The organism is Halorubrum rutilum, from assembly GCF_024494565.1.
The window spans coordinates 15,588-33,873 of sequence record NZ_JANHDN010000004.1; the positions used below are offsets into that span (position 1 = coordinate 15,588).

The 18,286-nt window shown below is 72.3% G+C and carries 17 protein-coding genes; 12 read left to right on the forward strand and 5 right to left on the reverse strand.

All coding sequences use genetic code 11. The features are described from left to right. Positions 1-179: 179 nt before the first annotated feature. Genes NO900_RS09205 through NO900_RS09255 form a run of 11 tightly spaced genes read left to right on the forward strand, consistent with a single transcriptional unit; the run spans position 180 to position 12,166 of the window. Complete coding sequence (locus tag NO900_RS09205; protein WP_256408929.1) at positions 180-803, forward strand: hypothetical protein; 624 nt, start codon at positions 180-182, stop codon at positions 801-803. Next, positions 800-1,534 (forward strand): QcrA and Rieske domain-containing protein, encoded by a 735-nt coding sequence (locus NO900_RS09210; RefSeq protein WP_256408930.1) that lies wholly within the window; start codon positions 800-802, stop codon positions 1,532-1,534. The genes NO900_RS09205 and NO900_RS09210 overlap by 4 nt, the downstream gene beginning before the upstream one ends. Then, the gene (locus tag NO900_RS09215; protein ID WP_256408931.1) at positions 1,534-3,069 is read left to right on the forward strand and encodes a cytochrome b; all 1,536 of its coding nucleotides are present in this window, start codon (positions 1,534-1,536) and stop codon (positions 3,067-3,069) included. The genes NO900_RS09210 and NO900_RS09215 overlap by 1 nt, the downstream gene beginning before the upstream one ends. Then, a complete protein-coding gene (locus NO900_RS09220) occupies positions 3,062-3,253 on the forward strand; it encodes a DUF8120 family protein (protein ID WP_256408932.1) in 192 nt (63 codons plus the stop codon). The genes NO900_RS09215 and NO900_RS09220 overlap by 8 nt, the downstream gene beginning before the upstream one ends. Continuing rightward, positions 3,250-6,255 (forward strand): nitrate reductase subunit alpha, encoded by a 3,006-nt coding sequence (gene narG, locus NO900_RS09225; protein ID WP_256408933.1) that lies wholly within the window; start codon positions 3,250-3,252, stop codon positions 6,253-6,255. Before NO900_RS09220 ends, narG begins: the two co-directional genes overlap by 4 nt. Further along, complete coding sequence (narH, locus tag NO900_RS09230; RefSeq protein WP_256408934.1) at positions 6,252-7,358, forward strand: nitrate reductase subunit beta; 1,107 nt, start codon at positions 6,252-6,254, stop codon at positions 7,356-7,358. Before narG ends, narH begins: the two co-directional genes overlap by 4 nt. After that, positions 7,348-8,220 carry an ethylbenzene dehydrogenase-related protein gene (locus NO900_RS09235; RefSeq protein WP_256408935.1) on the forward strand — a complete coding sequence of 291 codons (873 nt, stop codon included), beginning with the start codon at positions 7,348-7,350 and terminating at the stop codon, positions 8,218-8,220. Before narH ends, NO900_RS09235 begins: the two co-directional genes overlap by 11 nt. Continuing rightward, positions 8,217-8,999: a molecular chaperone TorD family protein gene (locus tag NO900_RS09240; RefSeq protein ID WP_256408936.1), complete on the forward strand. Its 783-nt coding sequence runs from the start codon at positions 8,217-8,219 to the stop codon at positions 8,997-8,999. Before NO900_RS09235 ends, NO900_RS09240 begins: the two co-directional genes overlap by 4 nt. Beyond that, positions 8,996-9,943, forward strand: a complete 948-nt coding sequence (locus NO900_RS09245; RefSeq protein ID WP_256408937.1) for a DUF8068 family protein — start codon at positions 8,996-8,998, stop codon at positions 9,941-9,943. The genes NO900_RS09240 and NO900_RS09245 overlap by 4 nt, the downstream gene beginning before the upstream one ends. Continuing rightward, positions 9,940-10,776 carry a HEAT repeat domain-containing protein gene (locus NO900_RS09250; RefSeq protein ID WP_256408938.1) on the forward strand — a complete coding sequence of 279 codons (837 nt, stop codon included), beginning with the start codon at positions 9,940-9,942 and terminating at the stop codon, positions 10,774-10,776. The genes NO900_RS09245 and NO900_RS09250 overlap by 4 nt, the downstream gene beginning before the upstream one ends. A gap of 40 nt (positions 10,777-10,816) precedes the next feature. Further along, positions 10,817-12,166: a P-loop NTPase gene (locus NO900_RS09255; RefSeq protein WP_256408939.1), complete on the forward strand. Its 1,350-nt coding sequence runs from the start codon at positions 10,817-10,819 to the stop codon at positions 12,164-12,166. Positions 12,167-12,580: 414 nt separating this feature from the next. Here NO900_RS09255 and NO900_RS09260 read toward each other — a convergent pair whose 3' ends face one another. The 5 genes from NO900_RS09260 to NO900_RS09280 form a co-directional block, all read right to left on the reverse strand. Beyond that, positions 12,581-13,183: a CDP-alcohol phosphatidyltransferase family protein gene (locus NO900_RS09260; protein ID WP_256408940.1), complete on the reverse strand. Its 603-nt coding sequence runs from the start codon at positions 13,181-13,183 to the stop codon at positions 12,581-12,583. 22 nt (positions 13,184-13,205) lie between these two features. Then, positions 13,206-13,787 carry an adenylate kinase family protein gene (locus NO900_RS09265; RefSeq protein ID WP_256408941.1) on the reverse strand — a complete coding sequence of 194 codons (582 nt, stop codon included), beginning with the start codon at positions 13,785-13,787 and terminating at the stop codon, positions 13,206-13,208. Further along, positions 13,784-14,878, reverse strand: a complete 1,095-nt coding sequence (hisC, locus tag NO900_RS09270; RefSeq protein ID WP_256408942.1) for a histidinol-phosphate transaminase — start codon at positions 14,876-14,878, stop codon at positions 13,784-13,786. Before hisC ends, NO900_RS09265 begins: the two co-directional genes overlap by 4 nt. A 48-nt stretch (positions 14,879-14,926) precedes the next feature. After that, positions 14,927-16,357 carry an HflX-like GTP-binding protein gene (locus NO900_RS09275; protein WP_256408943.1) on the reverse strand — a complete coding sequence of 477 codons (1,431 nt, stop codon included), beginning with the start codon at positions 16,355-16,357 and terminating at the stop codon, positions 14,927-14,929. Positions 16,358-16,518: 161 nt separating this feature from the next. Then, positions 16,519-17,262, reverse strand: coding sequence for a fumarylacetoacetate hydrolase family protein (locus NO900_RS09280; protein ID WP_256408944.1), 744 nt, complete (start codon positions 17,260-17,262; stop codon positions 16,519-16,521). A gap of 92 nt (positions 17,263-17,354) precedes the next feature. Between NO900_RS09280 and NO900_RS09285 the strand changes: the two genes are divergently transcribed. Then, complete coding sequence (locus NO900_RS09285) at positions 17,355-18,206, forward strand: enoyl-CoA hydratase/isomerase family protein (RefSeq protein WP_256408945.1); 852 nt, start codon at positions 17,355-17,357, stop codon at positions 18,204-18,206. The last annotated feature ends 80 nt before the right edge of the window (positions 18,207-18,286 follow it).

An 18,286-nucleotide genomic window follows, 5' to 3' on the forward strand; every position in this document is an offset into this window, starting at 1 on the left:
TCGACCCGCGTCGAAGCGGCGCCGCCCGGATCCCGCCGGGCGCGGAGCGGCTGGCGCGGGACAGCGGACGCGGGTCTCGGCCCCGACCGGCAGCGAGGTACCGTCGCGGGAGGACCGGCGTCGCTGTCGCCGTGGCCTCCCCGGACCGCCAAGAGACGGACTCACCCACACTTCACATAATGGACCGACGCACGGCCGTCATTCTCCTCGTCGTGCTCGCCGTGCTGCTCCCGACCTGGTACGTCGGGATGCACGGGGAGCCGTCGTCGGAGGAGATCAGGATCGATCAGAGCGTCAGCGAGATGCAACCGCTGGAGGGAATCGTCGACGCGCCGACGAAGCTCTCGCCGAGCCAGGTCGGCGTCATCGTCTGGATCGCGCTGCTGGCGCTGCTCGGCGCCGTGGCCTTCTTCCACCGCTTCATGAACCGCGCGGCGCGTCCCGACGAGCAGGGAGCCGGCGCGCCCGACTCGGCCGCCACCGACGGGGGCGCGGCCCGCGCCCGACCGTCCGAGCGCCCGGACGGGCTCACCTTCCCGTGGCTGGAGACGGACGACCGGTGGGTCGTCGAGTACAGGGACGCCAGCGACGCCGTCGAGGGGCTCGTGGCGATGGGGGGACTCACCGTCCTCTCGATCGTCTTCGCCGCGCTGTTCACCGCCGAGTACCTGACGCTGGCGCGCACCCAGTACTTCGGCCTCTACGCGTTCGGGCTGTTCATGTCGCTCCTCGGTTCGACCGTCTCCTACTACGCCTGGTTCATGCCCCACGTCGAGGTCGCCGAACGGAGGGATCACGGATGACCGGTGACGCGACCGCACCCGACCGCGACGGGCGAGACGGGCACGAGGGGGGCGAGTCCGACGGTCCCGACGGACGCGGCGTCCCAGAGAGCGGCGACCGATGTGACGCCTGTCCCGAGGGAGACGACGGGCTCGCGGTCGACCCCAGCATCTACGGGCCGTTCTGGCGGGACGCGCGGGCCGAGCTCGAGCGGCGCGACTACGCGAAGCTGCTCGCGACCGTCGGCGGGATCACCGCGGTCGGCAGTCTCGCTGCGCCGGTCGCCGGCCTGACGCGCGTCTTCGACCGCAAGTACCAGGGCCCGGTGTACACCGACGGCGTCCCGCTCGTCGACGGCGCGGGCGAGCGGGTCGGCGAGGACCGCCTCGGCCCGGGCGAGCTGCTCACCGTGTTCCCGGAGCCGCGGCCGGGAATCGAGGACGCGCCGACCCTCCTGGTCAGGCTCGAGGAGTCCGCGTACGCGAGCGAGGTGCGCGACGAGTACGTCGTCAGCGGCTACGCCGCCTTCTCGAAGGTCTGCACCCACGCCGGTTGCATGGTCGACGGCCGCGACGGAACCGTGCTCGTCTGTCCGTGCCACTCCGGCCGCTTCGATCCGACGACCGGGGCGCAGGTCGTCGGGGGACCGCCGCCGCGGTCGCTCCCGCAGCTCCCGATCACGGTGTCGAGTGAGGGCTACCTGATCGCGACCGGCGACTTCCAGGGACCGGTCGGCGCGGGGGGCGAGTGATGTCCCGGACCGACGCCGCGGCCGACCGCGTCCGAGACGCCTACGACTGGGTCGACTCCCGGCTCGACCTGGACGACGCGAGCGACTTCCTCGGGAAGGCGTTCCCGGCGGAGGACTCGTTCCTCCTCGGCGAGGTGGCGCTGTTCTGTTTCGTCATCCTCGTGTCGACGGGCACCTTCCTCGCGTTCTTCTACGAGCCGAGCACGGCGTCCGTCGAGTACGCCGGCAGCGTCGTCCGCTATCGGGGCGAGGAGGTCCCGGCCGCGTTCAAGAGCGTGCTCAACATCACCTACGACGTCCCGTTCGGGATGTTCCTGCGACGCATGCACCACTGGGCGGCGCACCTGTTCGTCGCCGCCATCGCGCTCCACATGCTCCGCGTGTTCTTCACCGGCGCGTACCGCAACCCCCGCGAGCCGAACTGGGTCGTCGGGACGGGGCTCGCCGGTCTGGCGATGTTCGCCGCCTACACGGGGTACTCGCTCCCGTACGACGAGTTCGCGAGCACGGCGGTCGGGATCGGCTACAACGTCGCCAGCTCGATCCCCGTCGTCGGCGACCCGATCGCGAGCATCGTGTTCGGGGGGCAGTTCCCGACGAGCGCGACGATCCCCAGGCTGTTCTTCCTCCACGTGTTCCTCATCCCGGCCGCGATCGCCGGGCTCATCGCCGTCCACATGGCGATCCTGCTCCGGCAGAAACACACGGAGGGCCGGCGCGACGGTGACGTCGATCCGGCGCCGGTGAGTCGGGAAGTCGCCGGGAGCGCCCGCCCGCCGCGGGACGACGGATCGACGGGCGACGAGCCGGCAGGGGACGCGACCGGCGCGGCCGACGGGGGGCGACCGGCGGGCGACGCGACCGGCGCGGCAGACGGGGAGCGACCGGTGCTCGACCGCGACGACGACAGCGTCGTGATCGGGCTCCCGGCGTTCCCGAACCAGACCGCGGTGAGCGCGATGGTCTTCTTCCTCACCATGGCCGTGCTCTCGCTGCTCGCGGGGTTCCTCCCCGTCCACAACATCGCCGCGTACGGACCGAACGACCCGGCTTCGACCCCCTCGCTCATCATGCCGGACTGGTTCCTGATGTGGGGGTACGGCTTCCTGAAGCTCACCCCCTCGTGGCTGAGCTTCGACGTCCTGGGCGTCCACGTCAGCTCCGAGTTCGTGGGCGGCGTGCTGCTGCCCGGGCTGGTGTTCCTCGCCGTCGTGGTCTGGCCGTTCGTCGACCGCGCCGAGGAGCCGGAGCACTTCACGCGGAACTACCTCGACCGGCCGTTCCCGACCGCGGTCGGGATCGTCGGCGTCACGCTCGTGATGGTCGCCTCCGTCGCGGGGATGGACGTCATCCTCGCGGACATCCTCGGGACGTCGACCGCCGTGTTGCGGCCCTACCTGACCGCGGCCCTGATCCTCGTGCCCGCCGCTGCGGGGACCGTCACGTACTGGGTCCTCGGCGGGTTCGACGACGGCTCCGGCGGGACGGGATCCGGCGACGCGCCCGGTGACACGGAGGAGGTCGCCGATGACTGACTCGACCCCCATCGCGAGGCTGTCGCCGCGCCGGTACCGGTGGGCGGACCGACTGACGAAACTGGGCGGCGTCGGGCTGATCGCCGCCGGCCTCGACGCGGGCGGCGGCACCCCGACGGGCCTGGCGCTCGCGGCCCTGGGCGCCGCGCTCGGTCTCTCGACCGTACTCATCGACAAACAATGACTGACACGACAGACGCCACGGACGAACAGACGCGAGACGACGTCGCCGCCGCCCGTCGCGACTTCCTGAAGGGGGTCGGGGCGGCCGCCGCCGTCGGCGCGACCGGACTGGGGAGCGCACAGGACCTCACGGAGATGAACGCGCTGGAGGTCGTCGACGACCCGATCGGCGACTACCCGTACCGCGACTGGGAGGACCTCTACCGCGAGGAGTGGGACTGGGACGACACGGCCCGCTCTACCCACAGCGTGAACTGCACGGGGAGCTGCTCCTGGCAGGTGTACACCCGCAACGGGCAGGTGTGGCGCGAGGAGCAGGCCGGCGACTACCCCCGGTTCGACGAGTCGCTGCCCGACCCGAACCCCCGCGGGTGTCAGAAGGGTGCGTGTTTCACCGACTACGTGAACGCCGACCACCGCGTCACCCACCCCCTCCGGCGGACCGGGGAACGCGGCGAGGGGAAGTGGGAGCGGATCTCGTGGGACGAGGCGCTCACCGAGATCGCCGACGAGGTCGTCGACGCGGTCGAAGACGAGGAGTACGACGCGATAAGCGGCTTCACGCCGATCCCCGCGATGAGCCCGGTATCGTTCGCCTCCGGGAGCCGTCTGATCAACCTGCTCGGCGGCGTCAGCCACTCGTTTTACGACTGGTACTCCGACCTCCCGCCGGGTCAGCCGATCACGTGGGGGACCCAGACCGAGAACGCCGAGAGCGCGGACTGGTACAACGCCGACTACATCATCGCGTGGGGCTCGAACATCAACGTCACGCGGATCCCCGACGCGAAGTACTTCCTCGAGGCTGGCTACGACGGCGCGAAGCGGGTCGGGATCTTCACCGACTACAGCCAGACGGCGATCCACTGCGACGAGTGGATCGGTCCCGAACCCGGCACCGACACCGCGCTCGCGCTCGGGATGGCTCGAACCATCGTCGACGAGGGGTTGTACGACGAGGATCATTTAAAAGAACAGACCGACATGCCGCTGCTCGTCCGCGAGGACACCGGGAAGTTCCTCCGCGCGAGCGAGGTCGCCGGGCTCTCCGTCGACGCCGACCGCCCAGAGAAGGTGTTCGTCATGCAGGACGCGGACGGCGGGCTCAGGGCGGCGCCCGGCTCGCTGGGCGAGCGCGACGGTCAGCACGACGCGTCCGCGAGCATCGCGCTCGACTTCGATCCCGACCTGGCCGCCGAACGGACGGTCGACACCGACGACGGGAGCGTCGAGACGCGGTCGGTCTGGCTGAACCTCCGCGACGAGCTGTCGGCGTACACCCCCGAACGGGTGCACGAGCTGACCGGTGTGGGGGAGTTCACACATCGGAAGATCGCCCGCGAGTTCGCCGACGCCGACCGCGCGAAGATCATCCACGGGAAGGGGGTCAACGACTGGTACCACAACGACCTCGGGAACCGCGCGATCCAGCTCCTCGTCACGCTCACCGGGAACCTCGGCCGCCAGGGGACCGGGCTCGACCACTACGTCGGCCAGGAGAAGATCTGGACGTACGAGGGGTGGCAGACCCTCTCGTTCCCGACCGGGAGCGTGCGCGGGGTCCCGACGACGCTGTGGACGTACTACCACGCCGGCATCATGGAGAACACGGACCCCGAGACCGCCGACAGAATCCGCGAGTCGGTCGAGAAGGGGTGGATGCCGCTGTACCCGAGCGAACGCGACGACGGCTCGCGGCCGGACCCGCGGGTGATGTTCGTCTGGCGCGGGAACTACTTCAACCAGGCCAAGGGCAACGTCGCGGTCGAGGAGGAGCTGTGGCCCAAGCTCGACCTGGTCGTCGACGTCAACTTCCGGATGGACTCGACCGCGCTCAACAGCGACATCGTCCTCCCGACGGCGAGCCACTACGAGAAGCACGATCTCTCGGAGACCGACATGCACACCTACGTGCACCCGTTCACGCCGGCCGTCGAACCCCTCGGCGAGGCCAAGACGGACTGGGAGATATTCCGAGCGCTCGCCGAGAAGATCCAGGAGGTGGCCGAGGAGCGCGACGCCGGCCCGGTCGACGATCGGAAGTTCGACCGGCAGATCGACCTCCAGTCGGTCCACGACGACTACGTCCGCGACTGGGAGACCGGCGAGGCGGACGCGCTCGCCGAGGACCGGGCGGCCGCGGAGTTCATCCTGGAGAACTCCGAGGAGACGAATCCGTCCGACACGACCGAGCGGATCGAGTTCGACGACATCGACGAGCAGCCCCGACGGCTCCTCGCGACCGGCGACCACTGGACCTCCGACATCGAGGACGGGGAGGCGTACACGCCGTGGAAGGACTACGTCCAGGACAAGGAGCCGTGGCCGACGTTCACCGGTCGTCAGCAGTACTACATCGACCACGACTGGTTCCTGGAGCTCGGCGAGGAGCTCCCGACGCACAAGGAGTCGCCGGTCCTCCAGGAGAAGTCGGAGTACCCGCTCAGCTACAACACGCCGCACAGCCGGTGGTCGATCCACTCGACGTGGCGCGACGACACGAAGATGCTCCGGCTCCAGCGCGGCGAGCCGACCGTCTACCTCAACCCCGACGACGCCGAGGAGCGCGGCATCGAGGACGGCGACACCGTGCGGGTGTACAACGACCTGGACTCGGTCGAGGTGCAGGCGAAGATCTACCCGAGCGGCGAGCCGGGCACCGCCAGGCACTTCTTCAGCTGGGAGCGGTTCCAGTACCCGGACCGGAACAACTTCAACTCGCTCGTCCCGATGTACATGAAGCCGACGCAGCTCGTCCGATACCCGGAGGACTCGGGCGAACACCTCCACTTCTTCCCGAACTACTGGGGCCCGACCGGCGTGAACAGCGACGTGCGCGTCGAGGTGGAGGCCGTCGAGGACGGGGCCGAATCGCTCGCGGGCGGAGTCGGCGGCGGCGAGGGTTCCGACGGCGACGCCGACGAGACCGCGAACGGCGCGGACGGAAGCGCGTCCGGGCCGCTCGACCGCGTGACCGACCTGCTCGGGGGTGGTGACCGATGAGCAAGACCGACGACGACGGGACGGGGCGAGTCGGCGACGAGGGGCGAGCGCGCCAGGCCGACGACGGGAACGTCCCGATCGCCGAGGGCGTCGACCACCAGGTCGCGATGGTGATGGACCTGAACAAGTGCATCGGCTGTCAGACGTGCACGATCGCCTGCAAGACCAATTGGACCGAGTCGGGCGGCCGCGAGTACATGTACTGGAACAACGTCGAGACGAAGCCCGGCGCGGGCTACCCGCGCGACTGGGAGGAGCTCGGCGGCGGCTGGGACGAGGAAGGCCAAGAGCGGACGCCGGGCGAGCTCCCCGACGAGGAGGCGTACGGCCGCCCGTGGGAGTTCAACCACGAGGCGATCATGTACGAGGGCAGCGACGAGCCCCTCCGCCCGCTGGAGAACGCCGACTGGGGGCCGAACTGGGACGAGGACGAGGGGGCCGGCGAGTACCCGAACTCCTACTACTTCTACCTCCCCCGGATCTGCAACCACTGCACGCACCCCTCCTGCGTCGAGGCCTGCCCGCGCTCCGCGATCTACAAGCGCGAGGAGGACGGGATCGTCCTGGTCGACCAGGACCGCTGTCGCGGCTACCGCTACTGCGTCGAGGGGTGTCCGTACAAGAAGGTGTTCTACAACGCGCAGACGAAGACGAGCGAGAAGTGCATCTTCTGCTACCCGCGAATCGAGGGCGAAGGCCCCGAGGGAGAGGTGCGTCCCCCGTCCTGTGCCGAGGACTGTCCGCCGCAGCTCCGGCACGTCGGGTTCCTCGACGACGAGGACGGGCCGATCCACGCGCTGGTGAACGAGTACGAGGTCGCGCTCCGCCTCCATCCCGAGTACCGGACCGAGCCGAACGTCTACTACATCCCGCCGTACGCGCCGCCGCAGACCGGCGAGGACGGCGAGACGGTCGACGCCGATCGCATCCCGCTGAACTACCTCGAGGAGCTGTTCGGCCCGCGGGTGGAGGAGGCGCTCAACACGATCACCCGCGAGCGGGAGCGGGCGGAGCGCGGCGAGGAGAGCGAGCTCATGGAGATCCTCTCGACCGTGAACAACGACGACCAGTACCGGCTGGAGGTGTTCGACGATGCGGCGTGAGGACGACGCCGACGGGACCGGAGACCGGCGCCTCGCGTTCCGGGGCGTCGCGTCCCGTGACCTCGCGCTCGCGGCCGCGGTCGCGGTCGCCCTCGTGGCCGCGACCGCGGCGTTCCCGGCGCTCGCCGACGCGCAGGGGGCCTACGAGATACCGGTCGACCGGCGGGGCGACGCGGCCGACCTGGCCGAACCGAACGGGTCCGCGTGGGGGTCGGCGGAGACCGTGGAACTGCCGATGACCAGCGCGGGCGCGGCGGTCCCGCAGGGGTCGGAGACGGCGGTCGACGCCGCCCGCGTGAAGGCCGTTCGGACCGACGGACGGCTGTTCCTCCGCGTGTCGTGGTCGGACCCGACGGCCAACACCTCGACCGACGGGATCCGGGAGTTCGCCGACGCCGCCGCGGTCCAGTTCCCGGCCTCGCCGACTGAGCGTCCGCCGCTCGCGATGGGGTCGACGGAGAACCCGGTGAACGTCTGGTACTGGAACGGCGCCGGCGCGTCGGAGTCGCTGCTCGCCGGCGGCCCGGGGAGCACGACCGAGATGACCGGATCGGCGGTCCGAACGGCGGCGACCCACGGGGACGGCCGGTGGACGGTGGTGTTCTCCCGCCCGCTCCCGGGCGATCGCGCGAACGTCACCGACCTCACCACCGAGGCGGACACGAACGTCGCGTTCGCGGTCTGGGAGGGTTCGAACGACGAGCGCTCCGGGCGGAAGGCCGCGAGCGAGTGGTTCTACCTCTCGTTCACCGACGACACCGGAGCCCCCTACGAGATCGTCCTCTGGACCATCGCCGGGATCGCGGTCGTGTTCACCACGCTCGTGACCGTCGAGGGGATCCGCCGCACGAGGGGTGCGTGACCGTGTCCGAATCGACCGCCGACCGGAACGGCGACTTCGAGGACTCGGAGCACCCCGACGGTCGCCCTCCGGACGAGGCCGTCGACACCGAGACGGGGGCCCGCGGGGCGGTCTACGGGCTCCTCGCGAGCGCGTTCGACGAGCCGACTCCGGAGCCGTACGAGGGGTTCGCGGACGGTTCCATCGACCGCGCGATGTCGACGCTCGTCGCCCGGTCGGGGCTCGACGTCGACCCCCCGGACCTGACGGTCGACGACGACCGCGAGACCCTCGCGGCCCGGTACAACGACCTGTTCGTCGTCGGCTACTCCGAGGTGATCGACGGGACGGACGGGACGATCGAGAACCAGGGCCCGCCGGCGTCCCTGTACGAGTCGACCTACCGGTCCGACGCCTCGTGGAACGACGTGAACCTCGACCTGGCGCGGGCGTACGAGCACTTCGGCTGCGAGGTCGGCGGCGACGAGCGCCGCCACCACGACAACCTCCGGCTGGAGGTGGAGTTCGCCGGCTACCTCTGTCGGCTCGCCGCGGCGACCGAGGGCGACGGGGACGGCTACGACCGCGCGCGGCTCGACTTCCACGACCGCCACCTCTCGATGCTCGCCGCCGGGCTCGACGACGCGCTCGATTCCGAGCCGGGAACCGGCGTCTACGGTCGGCTCGCCGCGTTCCTCGCGGAGTTCGTCGCGGCCGACGTCTCGGACCTCGCGGCCCGGCTCGACGTCGGCGCGGGAAGCGGCGCGGAGTCCGACAGCGACGGGGGTGAGGACGCGTGACCGCGTCGACCCCGGCCGTCGAGTCCGACCGCGACGACGCCGAGGCCGTGAGCGGTCCGCCCTCGAACGCGACCGAGGACGCGACGACCGAGCGCCGACAGCGCGAGGCCTCGCTCGACGGACGGCTCCTCGCCGTCCTCGGGACCGCGGCGGCCGCCGTCGCCGCGGCGACCGCGATCCGGATCGCGTACAACGTCCCGTTCGCTCCGGTCGGGATCCCGAGCCGGGCGATCCCGGCCGCGAGCGCTGCCGCCGCGCTCGGTGTCGGGGCGGCGCTCGCGACGCTCGCGCTCGCGTCGGACCGCTCGGGCGTCCGCGTCGGACTCCTCTTCGCGGCGGTGTTCGGGGTTCTCGCGACCGTCTCCGACGCCGCGGCCATCGCGGCGGCGGTCGCGGTCCCCGCCGGCGCCGCCGTCGCCCTCGCGCACGCCCTGGGGCGGCCGACGACCTACGTGGGGCTCCGGCGACGCGTCGTCGCCGCGGCGTTCCCGGCCGCGATCGGGCTCTCGCTCGTCGGGACGGCGTGGGGGCTCGGCGCGAGCGTCCGCGGGGCCGGCTCCGTCGCGTTCCTCCTCGCGGTGACGCTTCTCGCTGTCCCCGCGGAGACGGACCGCCTCGCGCTGCTCGCGGGAGCGGGCGGCTTCCTCGGCGTCGTCGCCGCGAGCGCCGCCGCGCCGTACGTGACCGGAAGCGCGCTGCTCTCCGGGTTCGGCGTCGTGGGGAGCCCGCACCTCCTCGTCGCGACGGCGGCGTTCGGCGGCGTCGCCGCCCTGGTCGTCGGCCTCCGCGACGGCGACCGGTCGCTCGCTCTGGGGGCGGGAGTGCTGCTCGTCGCCGGCGTCCCGGCGACGCCGACCGCCGCGCTCGCGGCGTCTCTCGGCGCCGCGCTCGTCGCGGCCGACCCGGACGACCTGCTCGCGACCGCGGAGGTGAGCGCCCGATGAGGGACCCCGACGAGGCGACCGACGGCCCCACCGATCCCCGCGTGCACCCCGAGGAGAGCCCGGGGTTCGGCGACGACCCGGACGGGCTCGAGGACATCGAGGTGGACCGCGACGTCACCGTCGGCGAGGCCTCACAGCGCGAGCTCCAGGCGACGGACACCGCGCCGCTCCGCGGTACAGAGGCCGCGGAGAAGGTCTCGCTGCTCGCGGACGGCGACCCGGTCGAGCGGCGCCGGGCGGCGCTGGCGCTCGGCGAGGGGCGCCGGAGCGACGCCGCCGTCGAGGCGCTCGTCGAGCACGGACTCGCGGACGAGGACGCCGACGTGCGCCAGTTCGCGGTCGAGTCGCTCGGCCGGCTCGGCGGGGACCGAGCGAGCGCGGCCGCGACCGAGGCGCTCGCGGACGACGACCCGTGGGTCCGCGCCGAGGCCGTCGTCGCGCTCGACCGGATCGACCGGGCCGCCAACGTCGAGGCGATCGAGGCCGCCCTCGACGACGGCCACCACGCGGTCGTCAGGAACGCACTGGTGTCGCTGTTCAAGCTCCGGGGGGAGGCCCTGCTCCCCGCGTTGCTCGACCGCTCGCGGGCGGAGAGCGAGCGGCTGCGGGAGTGGGCCGTCCACCTGCTCGCCGGCGTCGACGACGAGCGCGCGACCGACCGGCTCGAGGCGGTCGCCGGCGACGAGTCGGAGCCGCGAGTCGTTCGCAGCACCGCCGCGCGGGCGCTCGACGCCGACCCGGGGAAGTTCCGGCGGCAGTTCAGCGGCGGCACCGAGAACGACAGCGCCGCCCTCCCGGGCGAGAGCACGCTCAACCGGCGGCCCGACCTGTGAGCGCCCCCAATCTCCGCGTCGATACCCGAGCAAGCCTCAGATGACTGACTTCACCACCGACCGACCGACCGCGGACGAATCGACCCCCGAGAACCGACCCGAAGACCGGGAGGGTGCGAACCCCGACGGGTCGAGCCTCTCGACCGACGACGTGGAGGCCGCGCTCCGACGGGTCCGCGACCCCGACGCGGAGGTGAGCGCGTTCGAGGCCGGCGTCGTCGAGGGCCTCTCGATCGACGACGGGACGGTCGCGATCGAGGCCGACCTGCGCGAGTTTCCCCCCGACGCGGCCGAGCGAGTGTCGGCGGCCATGGTCCGGGCCGCCTCCGACGTCCCCGGCGTCTCCACCGCCCGGGTCGAGCAGGTCGATCCGAGCCCGGACCTCGACGACCGGCGGCTGGGGATCGGGGCCGCCGACCGGGTGATCGCGGTCGCGAGCACGAAGGGCGGCGTCGGCAAGACGACGGTCGCGACGGCGCTGGCGTGCGCGCTGGCGGCCGGGGACGCCGAGGGAGGCGCCGACCCCGCCGTCGGGCTGTTCGACGCCGACATCTACGGCCCCAACGTCCCCGAAGTGGTCGACGCGGGCGGCCCCGTCTACAGCGACGAGGACGGGAACCCCGTCCCGATCGACGTCGGCGGGCTCGAGGTGATGAGCGTGGGGCTGCTCTCCGACGACGGCCCGCTCGCGTGGCGGGGGGCGATGGCCCACGACGCGCTCTCGGACCTGTTCGAGACGGTCGCCTGGAGCGACCCCGACACCGTCGTCGTCGACATGCCTCCCGGGACCGGCGACGTGACGCTGACCACCCTTCAGGAGGTTCCCGTCGACGGCGTCGTCCTCGTCACGACGCCGTTCCACGCGGCGGTCTCCGACACCGCCCGCGCGCTGGAGCTGTTCGAGGAGAACGACGTGCCCGTGCTCGGCGTCGTCTCGAACATGGGGGAGTTCGTCTGCGACGAGTGCGGCACCCCCCACGACCTGTTCGGGGGCGACGACCCGATCGAGGCGCTCGGGCTGCCGGTGCTCGCGGAGCTCCCGTTCGATCCGGAGCTGCAGTCGACGCCGGCCCCGTCGGCCGACGCGCTCCCCGAGGGCGCCGACGCGCTCGCCGGCGCGGTCGACGAGCGCTACGAGGAGATATGGACCGTCGACCCGCCCGAGGACGCCGTCGATCTGCGCGGGCTCGACCCGGAGACGCGCAAGGAGCGCGTCGAGGAGCGGTTCCGCGAACTCGACGCCGGCGGGGAGTGTCTCATCGTGAGCGACCGCGACCCGGCGCCCGTCCGGGGGTTCCTGCTCGACCTGATCGACGCCGACGCGCTCCCGAGCTTCCGCGTCAAGCGACAGAACCCGGAGACGTGGTTCGCGCGGGCGACGCGGCCGTAATCGCTCCGTCGGACGCATTCGCGGGTGAGACGTTCTCTTCCGGTCTCGATCGCCACGGGCACGGGGGCGGTCGCTTATAAATAATACTGTGGTGGCGCGTGCCCGTGAGCGGTCGCCCTCGGCGACCGCGACCGACGAGGCTGGGGAGGTGTGAGGTGCGGTGCTGTGCGGTCGGGGTGGGACTCAAAGGGGCAGTTGACGAGGATGGCGCAGGCGACGTAAGCAGTGTGGCGCTACGCGCCACGGGCAGCCGGCGGCTTTGCCGCCGGCGACACCGCAACGAGGGAGCGAACAACGTGAGCGACCGAGTGAGGCGCGCAGCGAGCGTGCGCCATCCTCGTCAACTGGGGCTTTGGACGTGTTCACCGCAGCGTCGCCGGCGAGTTATAAATCACCGCACCACCGCGATCCGACTTATAAATCGGACCACGCGCCGAGAAACCGCTGGACGGCGGTCAGATGTCCGACCGCGGCGAACAGGGCGAGCAGGAGGCCGACGACGTTCAGGCCGGCCGCGACCGGCGCCGAGTGAACGGCGGCGACGAACCCGACGATCCCCATCAGCGCGAGCCGGTCGGCCCGGCCCAGCAGTCCGCCGTACTCGCGGCCGATGCCGACGGCTTGGATCTGGGTGCCCATGTACGAGGTCATCAGGACGCCGGTGACGGCGAGGAAGCCGAGCGCGTACGCCTCGATTCCGACGGTGAACCCCGCGATGACCGCGATGTCGGCGTAGCGGTCGAGCACGTGGTCGAGGAGGTCGCCGCCCTCCGAGGAGACCTCCAGGTGGCGCGCCAAGGCCCCGTCGACGAGGTCGAGCCAGCCGTTGAGGAGGACCGCGACCGCGCCGGCGACGTAGAAGGTCGGGTCGCCGACTGCGAACGCGCCGGCGGCCGCGACCGCGACGCCGAACGCGAGGACGCTCACCTGGTCCGGCGAGAGCCCGAGCCTGGCCGCGGCGCGCACCCACGGCCCGAGCAGGCGGTCCGCGACCGACCGGTACCGGTCGAGTGTCATCTACCGTCAAGACCGTCGCGGGTCATATATAATCGATGAAGTCGACGGTGCCGGCGCTCGGCTCGCGCTCGCCCTCGATCGCGGCGCGGATCGCGTCGGCGACGGCCTCGGGGTCGCGGTCCGTCGTATCGATCTCGTAGACGCTCTCGGCGCCGTGCTCCGCGACGGCCTCCGAGAGGATCACGTCGAGCGCCTCGCTCTCCGCATTCTCCCCGGCCGTCGCGTCCGACTCCCCGCGCTCGCGGAGTCGCGCCTCGACCGTCTCGGGACGACAGCGCAGGACTACGACGCGGTCGACGTCGAACCGGTGCGCGAGGTGGGAATCGAGCACGCCCGTCCACTCGCCGAGGCGCTCGCGGACCGCGTCGAGGTCGGCGACGAGCGTGTCGCGGTCGGCGTCGCGCTCGGTCCAGAGGTCGTCGTCGCCCTTTATGAGATCGTTGAGGTGGATCACGTCGTACTCACCTTCGAGCAGCGCCGTCGCGGTCGACTTGCCGGTCCCCGGGGTGCCGGTGACGGCGACGCGGGTCGGGCGGGCGTCGGGGTCGGTCCCGGCGGCGTCGGCGGAACCGTCCCCGTCCCCTGCGGACGACTCCCCGCTCACGCCCGAACACCGAGCCCGAGGTCGGCGAGCGTCTCGTTGAGGCGCTCGACCGCCTCGCGCGTCTCCTCGCGGGTCCCGGTGGAGATCCGGACGTGGTCCGGCAGGCCGAACGAGGTGCAGTCCCGGACGATCACACCGCGCTCCTGGGCCGCGTCGGCGACCCGCTCCGCGTCGCCGACCTCGGCGAGCACGAAGTTCCCCGCCGACTCGACCGTGGGCGCGTCGAGCTCGTCCGCGATGTGCTCGCGGGCCCACCGCGCCGACGCGACCGACTCCTCGACGTGCGCCTCGTCGTCGAGGGCGGCGAGGGCGGCCCGACAGGCGAGCTCGTTCGCCGCGAACGGGGTGTTCACCCGGGCGTACGACTCGCCCCACGCCTCGGGGACGACGCTGTAGCCGATCCGGAGCCCGGCGAGGCCGTACGCCTTCGAGAACGTGCGGAGCACCGCCACGTCGTCGCGCTCGTCGACGAGCGGGATCGCGCTGTCGACCGCGGCGAACTCGCCGTACGCCTCGTCGACGACGACGAGCGTCTCCTCGGCGGTCGCGTCCGCGATCGCCTCGATCCCGTCGAGCGGCATCGTCGACCCCGAGGGGTTGTGCGGGGAGGTGACGTAGACGATCCGCTCGCCCTCGTACGCGCTCAGGACCGTCTCCGCGTCCTGCGCGAAGCCGTCGGCCGGGGAGAGGTCGTACTCGGTCACGTCGCCGTGGTGGTACCGGGCCGACATCGCGTAGTAGGCGAAGCCGGGGCTCGGCACGAGCACCTCGTCGCCGGGCGCCAACGCGGCCCGCGCGAGGTAGTCGATCGAGCCGTCGGCGCCGGGCGAGACCCACACCTGCTCGGTCGCCACGCCCCACTTCTCCGCGATCTTCGCGGTGAGGTCCGTGTGGGAGGACTTCGGGTACTGGTGGACTCGGTCGGCGTGCTCCCGGATCGCCTCGACCGCCGCCGGGCTCGGGCCGTGCGGGTTCTCGTTCGAGGAGAGCTTGATCAGGTCGTCGGGGTCGATCCCGCGCTCGCGGGCGACCTCCTCGACTCCCCGGCCCGGGACGTACGGCGAGTGGTCCGAGAGATCGCGTGGTTGCATGGTACCGCGTCGGGGAGGCTCGGGCTTAAGCGTGGTCTTGACCGTCGCTCACGACTCGCCGTCGTCGCCCCCGGCGAGCCGTCGCTCCGCCGCCGCGACGACGTCGGGTCGGCCGGCGAGTTCGACCGCGACCGTCTCCCCCGCGTACTCGACGCCGGAGACGACGCCGCGGTCGTACGCCCAGGAGAGCGCCGCCTGCGCGTCGCCGCCGTTCGGGACGGTCATCGCCGCGGTCGCGGTCGGGAGCGCGTCCGCCACCGCGTCGACGAGTTCCCCGAGTCCGGCGCCGTTTCGCGCGCTGACCGGAACCGGCGACCGGAGCGAGCCCGCGACCGGGACCTCGTCGGCGTCGAGCGCGTCGGCCACCGATTCGCAGGCGTCGGCCGCGGCGGCGAGGTCGTTCGAGCCGACCCGGTCGACCTTGGTCAGGACCGGGATCACCGGCCCGTCCGTCGCCTCGATCGCCGACAGCGACGTCCGGAGCTTCCGCCGGACCGTCGCCGGCTCCTCGCTCGCGTCGACGACGAGCAGCGCGCAGTCGGCGCGGCGAACCGCGTCGAGCGTCGCGCGGAACGACCGGATCGCCTCGTGGGGGAGACCGTCGAGGAACCCGACCGTGTCGGTGACGACCGCCCGGCGTCCCCCGAGGGTCGCCCGCCGCGTCGCCGTCGAGAGCGTCTCGAAGGGACGGTCGCCGGCCGACGGCGACCTCCCCGGACCGCCCGCGATCGACGCCCCGTCCGGATCGTCTGTGTCGTCCGGACCGTCCGCGCCTTCCGGGTCGTCCACGTCGTCGGCGAGGCGACGCGCGAGCGTCGACTTCCCGGCGTTGGCGTAGCCCGCGAGGGCGACGAGGTCGAACCCGGCCTCCCGGCGCTCGGCCCGCCGTTTCTCGCGGTCGTCGGCGAGCCGGTCGAGCGCGTGCTCGGCGGACTCGATCCGCCGCTCGACGTCGCGGACGCGGCCGTCGCCCTCCGGCCGAAGCCGGACGTCCTCGCTCGAATCCCGCGCGACGGTCTCCCGGAGCCGCGGGAGCTCGTATCGGAGCCGAGCCAGTTCGAGCTGCAGGTCCGCCGCCCGGGAGTCGGCCGCGTCGCCGAACAGCTCCAGCGCGAGCCGCGGGCGGTCGACGACCGCGGTGTCGGTCGGCAGCAGGTCGCCGACCGAGAACGTCTGTCCCGGCGAGAGGGAACCGTCGTAGATCACCGCCGCCGCGTCCGTCTCGGCGGCGAGCCGCATCAGGTCCTCCGCCCCCCCGCGACCGAGCCCGTACGTGGGGTCCTCGCGGCGCCGCTGGGTGACTTCGCCGACGACCGCGTAGCCGGCCGCGGCCGCCAGCTCGCGGATCTCGGCCGTGTCCGGCTCGGCGTCGCTCGATCGGGCGGCAACGACCGCCGGCGCGGCGTCGGGGTCGTCCGCCTCCGTGCCGCCGCGGCGGTCCGGATCGGGATCGTCCGTCGTGGCGTCGTCTCGTGACATTCGTTCGGGCTCGCGACCGGCCCTCCGGCGTCGGTGTCCGCGGCGGAACGGACCGGTCTCCGTGCCGATCGATACCGGCGGCCCGGGCATAAGCGTTCACCGGAAACCCGGTGTGCGATCCGGGGGCAGGGAGCGCCGGACGACGGGACCCCGGCCGCCGGTCAGGGGATGCGCACGTCGTGTTCGAGCGTCCCGACGCCCTCGACCTCGACCTCGACGGTGTCGCCGTCGGCGAGCGCGCCGACGCCCTCCGGCGTCCCCGTCGCGATCACGTCGCCGGCCTCCAGCGTGAGGTACGTCGTGATCTCCTCGATCAGGGTCGGCACGTCGAAGATGAGGTGCTCGCGGTCGCTCGACTGCTTCGTCTCGCCGTTCACCCGGAGCTCGACGCTCGCGTCCGCGGGGACCTCGTCGGGGGTCGCCATCACCGGGCCGAGCGGCGCGGCGTTGTCGAACGCCTTCCCGCGCACCCAGTTCTGCTCGCGGTTCTGGTCGTCGCGGTTCGACACGTCGTTCATGCAGGTGAAGCCGGCGACCACGTCCATCGCGTCGTCGGCGTCGACCGCCTTGCACTGCTCGCCGATCACGACCGCCAGCTCCGCCTCCCAGTCGATCCGGTCTTTCCCCGCGGGGACGGTGACCGCGTCGCCGTGGCCCGCCAGCGCGTTCGGCGGCTTCAGGAAGAGCAGGGGGCGGTCCGGCACGTCGTTGCCGAGCTCGGCCGCGTGGTCCGCGTAGTTGCGCCCGATACAGACGATCTTCGTGGGGTCCGTCGGCGGGAGCACGTCGATCGCGGGGTCGTCGAGCGCGTGCTCGTCGCCGCCGAAGGCGACGGTGTCGCCCTCGGGGTCGTATGTGCCTTCGCGGATCGATCCGGCCGGGTCGCGGAACCGTACGCGGTGCATACCCGGCGTGGGGCGACGCGGACAAAAAGCGTTCCCGGTCGGCGCAAGGACCGACCGCACACCTATTTGTGGGGGCCGGCCCGCCCTCCGGTATGGCAGACGACGCAACCGACCGAGAAGCCGACGACGAAACCGGCGACGGGAGCGACGGGGGAGCGCGCGACTACGACGACGTCCGGTACGCGGTGAGCGAGGGGGTCGCGACGGTCACCATCGACCGGCCGGACGTCTACAACGCCTTCACCCGGACCACGGTCCTCGAACTCAACGACGCGGTGCGCCGCGCCGAGCGCGACGACGGCGTGTACGCGACGGTCCTCACGGGCGCGGGCGACGGCTTCTGCGCCGGGGCGGACACGACGGAGATGCCCGACTGGGACGACCAGTACCCCGAGGAGTACGGGGCGTTCCTCTGGCTCATCCAGCAGCTCGTCTGGCGGCTCCGGACGGCCGCGACGCCCTCGGTCGCCGCCGTGAACGGCCCGGCGATCGGCGCCGGCTGCGACTTCGCGCTCGCCTGCGACCTGCGCACGATCGCCGACGGCGCGGTCATGCGCGAGGGGTTCGTCAACGTCGGGCTCGTTCCCGGCGACGGCGGCGGGTGGCTCCTCCCCCGACTGATCGGCGAGTCGAAGGCGCGCGAGTACCTGCTCACCGGTCGGGACATCACGCCCGAGGACGCGGTCGACGTCGGGCTCGCGGTCGAACGCGCCGAGGACGCGCTCGCGGCCGCGACCGCGCTCGCCGAGGAGATCCGCGACAAGCCGCGGACCGCCGTGCAGCACACGAACCGCCTGATCGACCCGCAGCAGAGCTTCGACGAGTACTGCCGGAAGGCGGCGGAGTACCAGTGGGACTGCGTCGTCGACCCCGAGCACGAGGAGGCGGTCGCCGCGTTCAACGAGAAGCGCGATCCCGACTACGGCCGGTCGTACGACGAGTAGCGAGGCCGGGATCGAGCGTCGGGGTCGGACCTCGGCGCCGGAGACGCCCGCGTTACCGCGCCGAGCCGACGAGACGCCCG

Bases quoted from the DNA above. Each gene is read 5' to 3' on its own strand.
- NO900_RS09220 (WP_256408932.1), top strand. From the start codon at position 3,062: ATGACTGACTCGACCCCCATCGCGAGGCTGTCGCCGCGCCGGTACCGG.
- NO900_RS09260 (WP_256408940.1), bottom strand. From the start codon at position 13,183: ATGACACTCGACCGGTACCGGTCGGTCGCGGACCGCCTGCTCGGGCCG.
- NO900_RS09205 (WP_256408929.1), top strand. From the start codon at position 180: ATGGACCGACGCACGGCCGTCATTCTCCTCGTCGTGCTCGCCGTGCTG.
- NO900_RS09280 (WP_256408944.1), bottom strand. From the start codon at position 17,262: ATGCACCGCGTACGGTTCCGCGACCCGGCCGGATCGATCCGCGAAGGC.
- NO900_RS09255 (WP_256408939.1), top strand. From the start codon at position 10,817: ATGACTGACTTCACCACCGACCGACCGACCGCGGACGAATCGACCCCC.
- NO900_RS09215 (WP_256408931.1), top strand. From the start codon at position 1,534: ATGTCCCGGACCGACGCCGCGGCCGACCGCGTCCGAGACGCCTACGAC.
- NO900_RS09275 (WP_256408943.1), bottom strand. From the start codon at position 16,357: ATGTCACGAGACGACGCCACGACGGACGATCCCGATCCGGACCGCCGC.
- NO900_RS09285 (WP_256408945.1), top strand. From the start codon at position 17,355: ATGGCAGACGACGCAACCGACCGAGAAGCCGACGACGAAACCGGCGAC.
- NO900_RS09235 (WP_256408935.1), top strand. From the start codon at position 7,348: ATGCGGCGTGAGGACGACGCCGACGGGACCGGAGACCGGCGCCTCGCG.
- narH (WP_256408934.1), top strand. From the start codon at position 6,252: ATGAGCAAGACCGACGACGACGGGACGGGGCGAGTCGGCGACGAGGGG.
- NO900_RS09250 (WP_256408938.1), top strand. From the start codon at position 9,940: ATGAGGGACCCCGACGAGGCGACCGACGGCCCCACCGATCCCCGCGTG.
- NO900_RS09210 (WP_256408930.1), top strand. From the start codon at position 800: ATGACCGGTGACGCGACCGCACCCGACCGCGACGGGCGAGACGGGCAC.
- hisC (WP_256408942.1), bottom strand. From the start codon at position 14,878: ATGCAACCACGCGATCTCTCGGACCACTCGCCGTACGTCCCGGGCCGG.
- narG (WP_256408933.1), top strand. From the start codon at position 3,250: ATGACTGACACGACAGACGCCACGGACGAACAGACGCGAGACGACGTC.